The following is a 14,289-nucleotide window of genomic DNA, read 5'->3' on the forward strand; positions in this document are numbered from 1 at the left end:
GCCGACCCTCGGCGTTCACGGCCTGCCTTATTCCGCCAATGGGGTCTCAGGGTGGCGACGTCGTGGAGGACGCCGCCCAACATGCGTCACGTCGGCCGCAATGCGCTCATGCGAGTTCTTCGCGCACCCGCGCCGCCGCCGCGCACATCGCCTTCAATTTTCCGAACGCGGTCGAGCGTGGCAGATACTTCATCCCGCAATCCGGCGCGACGACCAGTCGCTCCGGCGCCACGACTTTGAGGCCGTTGCGGATGCGCTCGGCGATCACCGTGACCGGCTCGACCTCGGGATCGCCGAGATCGAGCACACCGAGCACGATGGTCTTGGCCGAGAGCTCCTTGAGAATGCCAAGGTCGAGCCGCGGCTGCGCCGCCTCGATCGCGATCTGCGTCGCGCTGCAATCGGCGAGCTCGGTCAGAAACGGATATCCGTTCGGCTTGCTCGATCCCGGTACGATCGCGGCATAGCCGAAGCAGACGTGGACGATGGTCGGCACCGTGATGCGATCGAGCGCGCGGTCGATGGCCTTGACGGCATAGCGCCGTGCCGATTGCGGATTGTTGCGCACCCACGGCTCGTCCAGCTGGATCACGTCGGCGCCCGCACGCTGCAGGTCGCGGGCTTCGGCATTGACGACCTCGGCAAACGCCATCGCGAGCGCCTCGTCGTCGCGATAGAAATCGTCCTGCGCCTGCTGGCTCAGGGTGAACGGTCCGGGCAAGGTGATCTTGGCGGCGCGCGTGGTGTTCCGGCGGAGAAATTCCATGTCGCGCAGCTCGACCGGGTACTTCCGCCGGATCGGGCCGACGACACGCGGCACCGGCGTCTTGATTCCGGACGGAGATATGATGATGGCGGGATTGTCGGCATCGATGCCGTCGAGCGCGGTGGCAAAGCGGTTCGAGTAGCTCTCGCGCCGGATCTCGCCATCGGACACGATGTCGATGCCGGCCTGCTCCATGTCGTGAATGGCGACGATGGTGGCATCGTCCTGTGCTTCGTCCAGCAGCGGCCGCTGAATGCGCCACATGCCCTGCAGCCGAATGCGCGGAACGGATTTCGAAAGCATGGCGCGGTCGACCAGCCAGTCCGGCTGCGGATAGCTTCCGACCACGGTGGTCGGCAGGAGATGTTGGGGCATGTTCACCGCAATGGTCCTCCCGCGGTCCGATTCGCTCGCGCCAAGCATGATAGCAGACGATTTGCTAGGCGCCCTGCGGATCGGAACATCCAGGCCGCGCAAACGTCGACCAGTTCGTCCGTTCGTGCATCCTTTTCACCATACAGGTGTTATTTGTAGTGAAAACGCTAGCCATCACCCATCTTTGGATCGTCATCAAAATGCATCGTATTTTGCGCAGTTTGTGAGTTGATGAAGCCGGTCGCGAGGCGCCATGCGAGAACGACAAATCCTGACGCTCAATTCGGGCTCCTCCTCGCTGAAGTTCGCCTTGTTTGAACAGGGCGCCGATCTGGTCGAGACCATGCGGGGCCAGATCGAGGGACTTGGCACCGCGTCACCTCATCTTCAAGCGCGGATGAGGGGAGACGCGCTCGCGGATGAGCGGCTCGGTGCCGCTGATGCGGCTGATCCAGAGGCCGCCCTGCGCGTCGTGCTCGGGCTATTGCAGCGTGTGACCGGACGTGAAGCGGTCGACGCGGTGGGTCATCGCATCGTTCACGGCTGTCTCGCATTTGACCGGCCCGTAGTGATCGACGACGATGTTGTGAGGAGCCTTGAAACGCTCAATCCGCTGGCGCCGCTCCACCAGCCTCACAATCTCGCCGGCGTCCGCGCCGCCCATCGCGCCTTCCCAGAAGCGCTGCAGATTGCTTGCTTCGATACCGCGTTCCATCGCTCGCACCCCTGGGTGAACGATACCTATGCGTTGCCGCGCGAGTTTTACGATGCGGGCGTCCGTCGCTACGGCTTTCACGGACTGTCCTACGAGTACGTCGTCGCAAGGATGAAGGAGGTCGCGCCGCGCGAGGAGAAGGGACGCATGGTCGTGATGCATCTCGGCAATGGCGCCTCGATGTGCGCGATCCGTGACGGGCAGAGCATCGGCTCGTCGATGGGCTTCACCGCGCTGGATGGACTGCCGATGGGCACGCGGTGCGGACAGCTGGATCCCGGCGTCGTGCTCTATCTTTTGCAGGAGAAAGGGATGACGGCGGAGGCTGTCACGGATCTCTTGTACAATCATGCGGGGCTGAAGGGACTCTCCGGTTTGTCGCAGGACATGCGCGAACTGGAGGCGGCCGGCACGGTCGAGGCCATGCAGGCGATCGCGTATTTCGTCGACCGGATCAGGCGTGAGCTGGGCGCGATGGCGGCCGTGCTCTCGGGGCTCGATGCAATCGTGTTCTGCGGCGGCATCGGCGAGCACGCCTGGCAGATCCGCGAGCGCGTCTGCGCCGGCTTCGGGTGGCTCGGCATCGCATTGGACGCGGGCAGAAATCGCGCAAGTGAAACCTTGATCTCGTCCGACGGCTCGGCCGTCCGGGTCTTCGTGATCAACACCAACGAGGAGATGATGATCGCGCGGCACTCCGCCGCATTGCTCGCGAGCCGCGGCAACGACTGACCCGGTGACCAGATCTGCGGATTTGCCGCTTGCACGTCCTGGCATTTTGGTATCTCCAGGAGGAAAGAAAGAGAATTTGGGAAGGGAAGCAATGGACGGCAGCGCGGCGTTGCGTGATGCGGACCTCGAATTCGACTACGTGATCGTCGGCGCCGGTTCGGCCGGCTGCGTACTCGCCAACCGGCTCAGCAGCGACGGCAGGCACAAGGTGCTGCTGCTGGAGGCGGGCCCGAAGGACACCAACATCTGGATCCACGTCCCGCTCGGCTATGGCAAGCTGTTCAAGGAAAAGGCCGTCAACTGGATGTACCAGACCGAGCCCGAGCCCGGGCTCGACGGACGCTCGGTCTTTCAGCCACGCGGCAAGGTGCTCGGCGGCTCCAGTTCGATCAACGGTCTGCTCTATGTGCGCGGCCAGCACGAGGACTATGACCGCTGGCGGCAGCGCGGCAATGTCGGCTGGGGCCACGATGACGTGCTGCCCTATTTCAAGCGCGCGGAAAATCAGTCGCGCGGCGCCGACGACTATCACGGCACCGGCGGCCCGCTGCCGGTCTCGGATTGGCGGCACGAGGATCCGCTGTCGGAATCCTTCGTCAAGGCGGCGGTCGAGGCCGGACTGCCGTTCAATGCCGATTTCAACGGCGCCAGCCAGGAAGGCGCAGGGTTCTTTCAGACCACCACGAGGCGCGGGCGTCGGGCCAGCAGCGCGGTGTCCTATCTGCGCCCGGCGCTCGGGCGCGGCAACCTTCACGTCGAGACCGATGCGCTGGCACAGCGCATCCTGTTCGATGGCCGCCGTGCCTGCGGCGTGAGCTTCAGCCAGCGCGGCCGGCTGCGAACCGCGCGCGCCCGCAAGGAGGTCCTGGTCTCGAGCGGGGCCTACAACTCGCCGCAACTGCTGCAATTGTCCGGCGTCGGCCCGGCCGACCTGCTGAAGCAGCACGGCATCGACGTTGTGCTCAATACACCCGGTGTAGGCAACGACCTGCAGGACCATCTGCAGGTGCGCATCGTGATGCGCTGCAGCCAGCGGATCACGCTCAACGACATCGTCAATCATCCCGTGCGCAAGGTGCTGGCAGGCGCGCAATACGCCGCGTTCCGCAAGGGGCCGCTGACGATCGCGGCCGGCACCGCCGGCGCGTTCTTCAAGACCGATCCGCGGCTGGCGAGTCCGGACATCCAGATCCATTTCATTCCATTCTCGACCGACAAGATGGGCGAGAAGCTGCACACCTTTTCCGGCTTCACCGCCTCGGTCTGCCAGCTCAGGCCGGAAAGCCGCGGCTCGCTCCGGATCAGGAGCGCCGACCCGGCGGCCCCGCCGGAGATCCGCATCAATTATCTCGCCAGCGAGACCGACCGGCGCGCCAATATCGACGGCATCAGGATGCTGCGGAAAATCCTGGCGGCGCCCGCGCTGAAGCCGTATGTCTCGGATGAAGCCTATCCGGGTTCCAAGGTCGTGAGCGATGACGACATCCTGGCCTATTGCCGGCAGCACGATCTACCATCCGACCTCGACCTGCCGGATGGGGAGCGATGCTCTGGCCGTGGTGGATCAGCGCCTGCGCGTTCGCGGCATCGACGGTGTGCGCGTGGTCGATGCCTCGATCATGCCGGACCTGGTTTCGGGCAATACCAATGCGCCGGTCATCATGATCGCGGAGAAGGCCTCCGACATGATCTTGCAGGACGCGCGCTGACGCAGGAATGAGTTCGTGACAATTTTCCGGATCGGCACCCGCAAGAGCACGATGGCCCTGGCGCAGACGGAGGAGATCGCGCGCCGGCTGCAGGCCGCGATCCCGTCGCTCGACATCGAGATCGTCAAGTTCGAGACGACGGGCGACTCGGACCAGACCAGCAAGCTGTTGACGCATGGTGGCAAGGGCGGAGCCTTCGTTGCCGAGATCCGCCGCGCCATGCTGGACGGCAAGCTGCATGCGGCGATGCACTCGTTGAAGGACATGCCGGGCAACGAGGAGACTCCGGGTCTTGTCATTGCTGCGCTGCTGTCGCGCGATCCGCCGGGCGACGTGCTGGTGCTGCGGAAAGGGCTGTCGCTCGACGAGTTCCGCAAGGACGGCGGGCGGGGCTTCAAGATCGGCACTAACGCGGTGCGCCGGGCGGCCTATGCGCGGCGGCTGTTTCCGCACGCCGAGCTGATCCATTTCCGCGGCGCGGCCGATACCCGCATCCGCAAGCTCGACAATGGCGAGCTGCAGCGGCTGCCGGACGGCGGCGCGGTCGGGCCGGCCGACGCGCTGATCATGGCACGGTCCGGGCTGGAGCGGGTCGGGCTGGCCGACCGCGGCTCCTATGAATTCCCTGCCGCCGACATGCTGCCGGCGGCCGGGCAGGGCATCGTGGCCGTCGAGTGTCCCGCGGCTGACTTCGAGACCCGGCGCATCCTTGCGACCATCGACGATGCGGCGGCGCGCGCTTGCGCCGATGCCGAGCGCGAGGTGCTGTGGGTGCTCAACGGCCACTGCAACTCGCCCATCGCGGGCTTTTCGACCATCGACGGCGCGCAGATGACGTTGACTGCCTCGGTGCTCGACGAGGATGGCGGCCGCTTCATCGAGGCCCAGCGCGTAGGCCCCGCCGATCGTCCGCGCGAGCTCGGCCGTGCGGTCGGGCTCGAATTGCTTGCCAACGGCGCGGCGGCGCTGATCGAGCGCAGCCGGCCGCGCTGATCGGTCAGCCCTTGTAGGCGCGCACCCGCGCCAGCATCTGCTCGACATGGGCGATCGGGGTCTCCGGCGTGATGCCGTGGCCGAGGTTGAAGATATGCCGGCCGCCGGCATAGCTCGCCAGCACGTCGTCGACCGCCTGGTCGAGCGCCGCGCCGCCGGTGATCAGGGCCAGCGGATCGAGATTGCCCTGGACGGCGACTTTGCTCTGCACCCGCTCGCGCACCAGTCCGGGCTCCGCCGTCCAGTCGATGCTGACGGCATCGATGCCGGTCTCGCTGACATAGCCCGGCAGCAGCGCGCCGGCGCCGCGGGGGAAACCGATGATCTTGGCGTCCGGCCGGACCTTGCGCACGCCCTGGACGATGCGCCGCGTCGGCGCCACCGACCAGCGGGCGAACTCGCGCGGCGGCAGCACGCCGGCCCAGGTGTCGAAGATCTGCAGCGCGTCGGCGCCGGCCTCCAGCTGCTGCAGGAGGTAGGCGATCGAGCTGTCGACCAGCGCGTCGATGATCTTGCTGAACGCCTCGGGATGCCGGTAGGCCAGCAGCCGCGCCGGCGCCTGGTCGGGCGTCCCTTGGCCGGCGACCATGTAGGTCGCGACCGTCCATGGCGCGCCGCAAAAGCCGATCAGCGCGGTGCTCTTTGGCAGTTCGGCGCGGACCCGGCGCAGCGCCTCGAATACCGCCTCGAGCTTGGAGAGGTCGGCCTCGCCGGACAGCGTCGCGATCTTTTCGGGCGTGTCGAGCGGATCGAGCCGGGGACCTTCGCCGACCTCGAAGCGGACGCTGCGGCCGAGCGCGTGCGGGATGACCAGGATGTCGGAGAAGATGATGGCCGCATCGAAGCCGAACCGGCGGATCGGCTGCAGCGTAACCTCCGCCGCGAGCTCCGGATCGAAGCAGAGGTCGAGAAAACCGCCCGCCTTGGCACGCACCTCGCGATATTCCGGCAGGTAGCGGCCGGCCTGCCGCATCATCCAGATCGGAGGCACGCTCTTGCGCTGACCGGCCAGCACGTCGAGGAAGGGCTTGTTCACGGCAGTCTCACTCACGCTGGGGCTCCGCAACATTCGGGAACGGTTTACCGTCCGTGATACATGCCTCCGCGGTTCCGGCCAAGGTCATATCGGACGCCCGCCATCGCGATCGTCGCAGCGCCCTGCTGCAGCGTGCCGCCGCCAACGCCGGGGAACACCCGTTTCGGCCATGCGTTGTCGTCGCACAGGGAGATCGATCATGGCCGAGAAATTCAATCCCGCCCCGCGCGACAAGCATGCGGTCGACCCGCGTGAGGCCGCTCGTCTCGACCGCGAGGATGCGACGCAGCTCGACAGGGGACTCATGGATACGTTTCCGGCGTCCGATCCGGTGAGCCTGCAGCAGCCGTCGACGACGCGCGTGAAGGGTGGCGATCCCGGCGAGAGCGAGCAGCGCGAGCCGTCGCTATGGGACAAGGTGCGGTCGGTGTTCGCTCGTTGAACTATCAACTTCGCCGTCGTTCGTGTTCGATGCGTCTCTCGTTCTCCGTAGAAATACGGCTCATGCCGTAGTCTTACGGTGTGCTTCGGACCGGGGCTGATCCCGCGCATTTCAGATTTAAATAAGATGTCCATGGGACTCTCGCGCCGTCCGGAGAGTTCCGCGGAATGGACGTTGCTGCGACCAGATCTGATAGAAGCCGTCTGCCGATGTGGGCGGCTGGCGTCCTCGCGCTGGTATGTGGCGCCATTGTCGCCTTCAGCGGCTGGAGCGAATGGGAATCGCGCAACGCCGAGTTGCACAACGCGGAGACCGATCTCGGCAATCTCGCGCGTTCGCTGACGCAACACGTCGAAGACTCGTTCGAGCTTGCGGACTCGCTGCTCCGCGGCGTCGTCGCCGCGCTGGAGACCGACGACGGCAAGCCGGGGGTGGCCACGCGGCTGCAGACGATTCTCAAGTCCAGAAAAGCCAACCTTGGCCGCATCCGCGGTGTGTTCGCCTATGACGAGAACGGCGACTGGATCGCGACCACCGAAGATGTCGTGCTGTCCAACTACAACAATGCCGATCGCGATTACTTCAGCCATCACCGGACGTCGGCCGACCGCTCGCTGCTGATCGGCAACCCGGTGCGCAGCAAGGCCGGGGGACAATGGGTGATCACTTTGTCGCGGCGCTGGAACCACGGCGATGGCCGTTTCGGCGGCGTTGTGCTGGCGACCATCGATGTCGCCTATTTTGCCCAGTTCTACCGCCAGTTCGACGTCGGCCGGCACGGCTCGATCAGTCTGATCAGCCGCGACGGCGTTCTGCTCGCCGACAATTCCGAACCCAGTTCGCAGCTGCTCGGCAAGCCTCCGATCGAGCAGATTCCCTATCACCCCACATCGGGTGCCTTGCACTTCCGGCGGCCTGACGAGAGCTCGGATCGCCTCGGCTTCTACCAGCACGCCCAGCGCTACCCGTTCCTGATGATCGTGGCCCGCTCCGAAGCGGACGTGCTCGCGGGCTGGCAGCGCGAGGCGCGCGTTCGTCTCTCGGTCCTCGTCTGTCTGGTCGCGCTGATCATTGCGATCGGCGTCTTCCTGGTCAAACAGCTGATCAAGCGGCAGCAACTGGCATCGGCGCTTGCGGCAAAGGAGGAGAACTTCCGGCTGATCGCCGAGGGCTCCAGCGACATCGTGACGCGCATCGAGCTCGACGAATGCATCGGCTACGTCTCGCCCTCGACGATGCGCGTTCTGGGATGGCATCCCTCGCAGTTGCTCGGCAAGCGTGCGATTTCCGGCGTGCATCCGCTCGATCGCCCGCAACTGCAGGAGATCCTGGATCAGCTCAGGAACGGGACCGCCGACGAAGCCCGCGCCACCTATCGCATGCGTCGTCGCGACCGGTCGGAGATCTGGGTCGAGGCCACCGTGCGCGCGACCCGGCGGCCGGACGGTACTCTCGATGGCTTCGTCGCCGTGACGCGGGACGTGACCCAGCAGAAGACGCTGCAGGGCAGGCTCGAAACCCTGGCCATCGAGGACAGCCTCACCGGGCTTGCCAATCGCCGCCGCTTCGACGAGCGGCTGTTGGAGGAGTGGGGCAGGGCGTATCGCGACAAGACGTCGCTGGCGCTGCTGATGATCGACATCGACCACTTCAAGGCGTTCAACGACGCCTATGGCCACCCGGCCGGGGACGAATGCCTGCACAGCGTCGCCAGCATCCTTGCCGACGAGGCGCAGCGCAGCGCGGACTTCGCGGCGCGCTATGGCGGCGAGGAGTTCGCGATGCTGCTGCCGAACACCGATGCCGCGGGATGTGCCCGCCTCGGCGAGCGGATCCGGCGGGCGCTGCATGAGGCCGGCATCGTTCATGCCCACAATCCGGCCGGCATCGTGACGGCCAGCATCGGCGGCGCCGTCTGTCGTCCCGGCTTCGAACGTTCCGCCGGCCCGGCTTCGCTGATCGAGGCGGCCGACCGCGCGCTGTATGCCGCGAAGGATGGTGGGCGCGACCGCGTCGTCATGACCGCCGAGGTGATCGAGCTGTCGTCCAGCAAGGCGCCGACGACGGCTCCGGCGTGAGCTGGCGGTTGCCTCAGTAATGCGGCGGCCGCTCATTGCGCGGTCCCTCGGCCTGATCCTGCGCGTCCGCGAGCCGCTCGACCAGCAGCGCAATCTGCCGCTTCAACGCGTCGATCTCGCGCCACTGCGCGGTGATGGTCTGGTTCAGCGTCTCGATCGTGTCGTCCTGGAACGTCAGCCGCATCTCGAGCCGGTCGATCCGCTCGCTGATATCATTGCTCGACGGCTCAAAGCTGCTCATCGCGGACGTCCTCCTGGTCTGCGCCGGCGGCGATCGGCTGCTCCAGCAGCCCGTGCCCCAGCGCGACGCGTTCGTCGAACACGAAGCAGCCGCCGCGCCAGCGGCTGTCCTGTTCCGGGACCTCCTCCAGATATTTGAGGATGCCGCCCTTGAGATGGTAGACTTCGGCAAAACCCCGCGCGAGCAGCAGCGCGCTCGCCTTCTCGCAGCGGATGCCGCCGGTGCAGAACATCGCAATGCGCTTGTGCCTGTCAGGGTCGAGCGCCCGCGCGGCAAAATCCTTGAACTGGCCGAAGCTCTGCAGGCCGGGATCGAGCGCGCCTTCGAACGTTCCCATTGCGACCTCGAACGCGTTCCGCGTGTCGAGCACCACGACATCCGGCGAGGCGATCAGCGCGTTCCAGTCAGCGGCGTCGACATAGGTCCCGACTCGCCGGGTCGGATCGGCGGCGGGATCGCCGAGTGTCACGATCTCCCGCTTCAACCGCACCTTCAGCCGCTGGAACGGCATGGCTGCAGCGCTGGAGAATTTCAGCTCCAGATTGTCCAGTCGTCCCGCGAACGCCTCTCCTTGGCGCAACTGCGTCACCAGCGCGGCGATGGCTTCGTTCGTCCCGGCGACGGTGCCGTTGATACCCTCCGCGGCGAGCAGGATGCTGCCCTTGATACCGTGCGCGGCGCAGAACGCCTTCAGCGGCTCGCGGAGGTCGTGAAAATCAGGCAATGCAACGAACTGATAGAAGGCGGCGACGGTCAGGGGCATGGGGCGGTTTACCAGCAGACCTGACCATAGAAAAGCTCGTAGCACCGGCCATTGCCGAGGCCGGAAAGAATGTGTCATGTAGCCGGTCAGCCCTGGCATTCCAGCCCTCCGACGATCACGCAGCGAGCAACGATGAGAAGCTTCCATTTCCCCGGCAGGTCCACGGTCCACGCCCAGAATGGCATGATCGCAACCTCGCACCCGCAGGCCGCGCTGGCCGGCATCGAGGTGCTGCGTGCCGGCGGGACCGCTGCGGACGCTGCCGTGGCGGCGTGCGCCCTGCTCGGCGTCATCGAGCCGCAGTCCACCGGTATCGGCGGCGACTGCTTCGCGCTGGTGCAGGCCAAGGGCGAAGGCCGGGTCACGGCCTATAACGGCTCGGGCCGGGCGCCGGCCGCCGCCACCGTGGACTGGTATCTCGAGCGCAAGATGCATTCGGTGCCGCTGACCTCGGCCCATGCCGTGTCGGTGCCGGGCGCGATCGATGCCTGGGACCGCATCCTGCGCGACCACGGCCGGCTCGGGCTCGACCGGTTGTTGCAGCCGGCCATCCGCGCCGCGGAGGAGGGCTATGTGGTGGCGCCGCGCGTCGCCTTCGACTGGAACAACCAGTTCGAGAAGCTCCGGAACGGCACCAACACCGCGCGCTATTTCCTGCCGCGCGGCAAGGCGGCGGTCGTCGGTGACGTGATCCGGCAGCCGGAGCTGGCGCAGACGCTGCGCGTCATCGCCAAGGAGGGGCCGAAGGGCTTCTACACCGGTGCGGTCGCCGAGGACATGGTGCAGACCCTGCGCGGCATCGGCGGCCTGCACACGCTCGAGGATTTCGCCAGCCACCACACCGAGGTGACCGCGCCGATCGGCACCACCTACAAGGATCACGAGGTCTGGCAGTGCCCGCCGAACGGCCCGGGCATCACCATGCTGGTGATGCTCAACATCCTCTCGCGCTTCGACCTCACGCGCATCGATCCGCTTAGCGTCGAGCGCTTCCATCTCGAAGCCGAGGCGGCGCGCATCGCCTACATGATGCGCGAGCAGCACATCGGCGACCCCGAGCACATGACCACCGAGGTCGCAAGCATCCTCGCCAAGGAATTCGCCGACGAGTACATTTCGCAGATCAGCCTCGACAAGCTCCTGGACCTGCCGAGCGTCGCGCCGCCGATGAACCCGGAGACCGTGTACATCACGGTGGTCGACCGCGACCGCAATGTCTGCTCCTTCATCAACTCGATCGCCCATTCGTTCGGCTCGGCCATCGTCTCCAACGAGACCGGCGTGCTGCTGCAGAATCGCGCCGGCGGCTTCCGCATCCAGCCGGGCCATCCGAACTGCATTGCGCCTGGCAAGCGTCCGCTGCACACCATCATCCCGGCGCTGGCCACCAAGGCGGGGCGCGCCCAGATGTCGTTCGGCGTCATGGGCGGCCAGTACCAGCCGGTCGGCCAGACCCACGTGCTGACCAACATCCTCGACTATGGCTGCGACGTGCAGGAAGCGATCGATATGGCGCGCGGCCTGCACTACGAGGGCGTCTATCAGCTCGAGGACGGCGTGCCGGCCGAGGTGGTCGAAGGCCTGCAGCGGATCGGCCACAAGACCACCAAGGTGGTCTCGCCGCTCGGCGGCGGCCAGGCAATCTGGATCGACTGGACCAAGGGCACCCTCACCGGCGGCTCCGACCCGCGCAAGGACGGCTGCGCACTGGGCTATTGAGGCGGGCGTCGCAGGCTCTGCTGGCGTCACCGCCGCGCGCCGTGCAGTAGGGTGGGCAAAGGCGCGCCAAGATTCATCAGCATGCCTCGCTGTCTCCCGCGCCGTGCCCCCCATTCGCGCACCAGTCTCGCTGACAAACGGTGGGCACGCTGCCGCCCTGCGGGCGGCCGCTTTGCCCACCCTACGGCACCTCCACATTCCGCCGTCGTCCCTGCCCAGTGCGCAATTGCGCACGCGGCGCAGGGACCCATACCCCCAGGGCGAAGTTTGAGGCCCGCTGGTCATTGGCATTTTGCCCGTCACATCTGCTGCGGCGTATGGGTCCCGGATCGGCGCTGCGCCGCGCTGCGCGCGTCACAGCTTGTCCGGGACGAGGGCGGAGGAGTTGGCGCATTTGCGGCTCGCACAGCTAAGACGCAGAAGATCATTCTCGCGGCGTGTCGCGCCCGAGGTCTGCGATCAGTTCGTCCCTCGCGAGAAGTGCAAGGGGGCGCAGGGAATGCCGGGTGAGGGCCTCACCCATGGCCCGCCTGCGAAAAGAATGCAGGCGGCAGGTACCACAGGCAAAGCCGGTCATCCGGCATTCCCTGCGCGACGGTCTCACGCTTATACGCAGTCTCCCTGGTGCGCCGGGCTTGTTGGCCACCATCGCCACGCGGCACATCAGCGCCAGCGCGGCTTGATACCAGCGTCGGGGTATCAGGACGCTGCGACTTCACGTCCGCAAGCGATCGTTCGTCCGCACCCTCGTTTGAAGAGGATGCTGCGATCTCCCGCGGCCATCGCATCCCCGCCTCGCGTGTCGTGACGATCGCGCGCAACGCCCCTCGCAGTGAAGCGGGATGGGCCTACACAATCATGAATTCCGATAAAGAGCAAGATATTTATTTTTTTCAGAATTTGAAGGCGAAGGGTGACGGGCTGGTCACCTGCGCCGCCATGCGCTAAACCGCGGCTCCCGTGAACGAGCAGAGGCAGTCCGAGCATGCGGCGTCCGATCGATCGAAGAGTTGTGCTGACGGTGGCGGCATCGGCAGCAGCCGCCGTGCTGGGCCCTCATGTGGCTTCGGCACAGACCAGTTCCGCCAAACCGACAGGAAAGACCATGACCACTCCCTCCGGACTGCAGATCATCGACACCAAGGAAGGCACCGGCGCGACGCCGTCGCGCGGCCAGACCTGCGTGATGCACTACACGGGCTGGCTCTACGAGAACGGCCAGAAGGGCAAGAAATTCGACTCGTCGGTGGATCGCAACGAGCCGTTCGAATTCCCGATCGGCATGAAGCGCGTGATCGCCGGCTGGGACGAGGGCGTGGCGACGATGAAGGTCGGCGGCAAGCGCACACTGATCATCCCGCCGGAGCTCGGCTACGGCGCCCGCGGCGCCGGCGGCGTGATCCCGCCGAATGCGACGCTGTTGTTCGACGTCGAGCTGTTGGGCGTGAAATAAGTCGCAAATGGTCCCGGGTGGCAACAAAGTGTGATGCCCGATACAGCGCCCTCTCCCCCAAGCGAAGCAAAGCTTCGCCAGGGTGGGAGAGGGCATCGCCGGCCTATCCGGGCATGCGGTTGGGTGAGGGGTCTCTCTCCGCAAGCGACGGTCGGGGAGGCAAACCCCTCACCCAACCGCGCTTGCGGCGCTGTCCTACCTGCCCTCTCCCACAAGGGGAGAGGGCGCATTCATGAGCGCTGGCGAGGATCCTGCAGCGATCTGGTTGTTGGTGGCCATCCATCATCAACTAACAACGACAAGACCGGCCCGCGAAGAGCCGGTCTTGTTAGTCTCTCAAGCATCATCGCGTGATATCAGCGGTCGCGCCGACCCTGCTCACAGATTCTTGTTGGCCGCGCCAGCGGCGCTGTTCACGGCGTCCTTGGTCGCCTCCTTTGCGTCGCCCATCGCCTTCTGGCCCTTGCCCTTCACTTCCTGGATGGCGCCTTCGCCCTGCAGGCGCTCGTTGCCGGTGGCTTCGCCGATGCCCTGCTTGGCCTTGCCGATCGCCTCGTTGGCCGCGCCTTTGATCTTGTCCGTGGTCGAACCCATGGTGTGTCTCCATTGTGTGTGTAGACTGTGCGAGGTTCAACGCGGGCATGGCGGTTTGGTTCGCCGGGAACCCGAATGGCGCCGATGCGGCATTTCGACTAGGATTCAGCTGGGTTCCCTCAGAGAACGTCGAGAAGAAGAAATCATGTCAGGTACTCACGATCACGCGCATGGCCACTCCCATGATCACGCCGACGAGCGCTGGAAGCACGATGGCGTGCGCGTCATTCCCGGCAATCAGCTCGACTCCAATGTGCCCTCGACGCCGGGCATGGACCGCAAGGCCGCGATCAATTTCGCGCGCGTCGGCGCGCAGAAGCTCTGGGCCGGCACCGTCACGATCAAGCCGGACGCCAAGACCGGCGCGCACCATCACGGCCATCTCGAAAGCGTGATCTACGTGGTGAAGGGCAAGGCGCGGATGCGCTGGGGCGAGCAGCTGCAGTTCACCGCGGAAGCCGGTCCCGGCGACTTCATCTTCGTGCCGCCCTACGTGCCGCACCAGGAGATCAACGCCAGCCGCGACGAGGTGCTGGAATGCGTGCTGGTGCGCAGCGACGGCGAGGCCGTGGCCATCAACATCGACATCGAGCCGGTCGAGAAGCCCGAGACGGTGCTATGGATCGACCCGGTGCATCGCGATCCGGCCGAGACGAAGTCGTGAGGCGCGCGA

Annotated in this window: 12 protein-coding genes and 1 pseudogene; 8 read left to right on the forward strand and 5 right to left on the reverse strand. The window is 66.0% G+C overall.

From position 1 onward, the window contains the following. Positions 1–106: 106 nt before the first annotated feature. Positions 107–1,141 (reverse strand): 5-methyltetrahydropteroyltriglutamate--homocysteine methyltransferase, encoded by a 1,035-nt coding sequence (locus tag ACQR07_RS26765; RefSeq protein ID WP_434905171.1) that lies wholly within the window; start codon positions 1,139–1,141, stop codon positions 107–109. Positions 1,142–1,394: 253 nt separating this feature from the next. Here ACQR07_RS26765 and ACQR07_RS26770 point away from each other — a divergent pair, with 253 nt between their 5' ends. The 3 genes and pseudogenes from ACQR07_RS26770 (at position 1,395) to hemC (ending at position 5,290) form a co-directional block, all read left to right on the forward strand. Beyond that, positions 1,395–2,588, forward strand: coding sequence for an acetate/propionate family kinase (locus ACQR07_RS26770; RefSeq protein WP_434905107.1), 1,194 nt, complete (start codon positions 1,395–1,397; stop codon positions 2,586–2,588). Positions 2,589–2,679: 91 nt separating this feature from the next. Continuing rightward, positions 2,680–4,297: pseudogene (locus ACQR07_RS26775) on the forward strand (GMC family oxidoreductase). A gap of 15 nt (positions 4,298–4,312) precedes the next feature. Further along, a complete protein-coding gene (hemC, locus tag ACQR07_RS26780) occupies positions 4,313–5,290 on the forward strand; it encodes a hydroxymethylbilane synthase (protein ID WP_434905108.1) in 978 nt (325 codons plus the stop codon). Positions 5,291–5,294: 4 nt separating this feature from the next. Here hemC and hemE read toward each other — a convergent pair whose 3' ends face one another. Next, complete coding sequence (gene hemE / locus ACQR07_RS26785; protein ID WP_434905172.1) at positions 5,295–6,326, reverse strand: uroporphyrinogen decarboxylase; 1,032 nt, start codon at positions 6,324–6,326, stop codon at positions 5,295–5,297. A gap of 199 nt (positions 6,327–6,525) precedes the next feature. Between hemE and ACQR07_RS26790 the strand changes: the two genes are divergently transcribed. Then, positions 6,526–6,768 carry a hypothetical protein gene (locus ACQR07_RS26790; protein ID WP_434905109.1) on the forward strand — a complete coding sequence of 81 codons (243 nt, stop codon included), beginning with the start codon at positions 6,526–6,528 and terminating at the stop codon, positions 6,766–6,768. A gap of 167 nt (positions 6,769–6,935) precedes the next feature. Beyond that, positions 6,936–8,846, forward strand: a complete 1,911-nt coding sequence (locus ACQR07_RS26795) for a sensor domain-containing diguanylate cyclase (RefSeq protein ID WP_434905110.1) — start codon at positions 6,936–6,938, stop codon at positions 8,844–8,846. A gap of 13 nt (positions 8,847–8,859) precedes the next feature. On the opposite strand, the gene ACQR07_RS26800 is transcribed toward ACQR07_RS26795, so the two are convergent. Continuing rightward, positions 8,860–9,087: a SlyX family protein gene (locus tag ACQR07_RS26800; RefSeq protein WP_434905111.1), complete on the reverse strand. Its 228-nt coding sequence runs from the start codon at positions 9,085–9,087 to the stop codon at positions 8,860–8,862. Then, complete coding sequence (locus ACQR07_RS26805; protein WP_434905112.1) at positions 9,074–9,850, reverse strand: rhodanese-related sulfurtransferase; 777 nt, start codon at positions 9,848–9,850, stop codon at positions 9,074–9,076. The genes ACQR07_RS26800 and ACQR07_RS26805 overlap by 14 nt, the downstream gene beginning before the upstream one ends. 132 nt (positions 9,851–9,982) lie before the next feature. Here ACQR07_RS26805 and ggt point away from each other — a divergent pair, with 132 nt between their 5' ends. Together ggt and ACQR07_RS26815 are read left to right on the forward strand one after the other, a co-directional pair. After that, positions 9,983–11,569 (forward strand): gamma-glutamyltransferase, encoded by a 1,587-nt coding sequence (ggt, locus tag ACQR07_RS26810; protein WP_434905113.1) that lies wholly within the window; start codon positions 9,983–9,985, stop codon positions 11,567–11,569. A 985-nt stretch (positions 11,570–12,554) separates the two neighbouring features. Then, entirely contained in the window at positions 12,555–13,022 is a 468-nt protein-coding gene (locus ACQR07_RS26815; protein WP_434868645.1) for an FKBP-type peptidyl-prolyl cis-trans isomerase, read from the forward strand. Between the two features lie 378 nt (positions 13,023–13,400). Here the strand turns inward: ACQR07_RS26815 and ACQR07_RS26820 are convergent, their stop codons facing one another. Further along, the gene (locus ACQR07_RS26820; protein WP_434905114.1) at positions 13,401–13,616 is read right to left on the reverse strand and encodes a CsbD family protein; all 216 of its coding nucleotides are present in this window, start codon (positions 13,614–13,616) and stop codon (positions 13,401–13,403) included. 145 nt (positions 13,617–13,761) lie between these two features. Between ACQR07_RS26820 and ACQR07_RS26825 the strand changes: the two genes are divergently transcribed. Further along, the gene (locus ACQR07_RS26825) at positions 13,762–14,280 is read left to right on the forward strand and encodes a cupin domain-containing protein (protein ID WP_434905115.1); all 519 of its coding nucleotides are present in this window, start codon (positions 13,762–13,764) and stop codon (positions 14,278–14,280) included. Positions 14,281–14,289 lie beyond the last annotated feature (9 nt).

The organism is Bradyrhizobium sp. HKCCYLS20291 (assembly GCF_051167715.1).
In the GTDB taxonomy this organism is placed as follows: Bacteria; Pseudomonadota; Alphaproteobacteria; order Rhizobiales; family Xanthobacteraceae; genus Bradyrhizobium.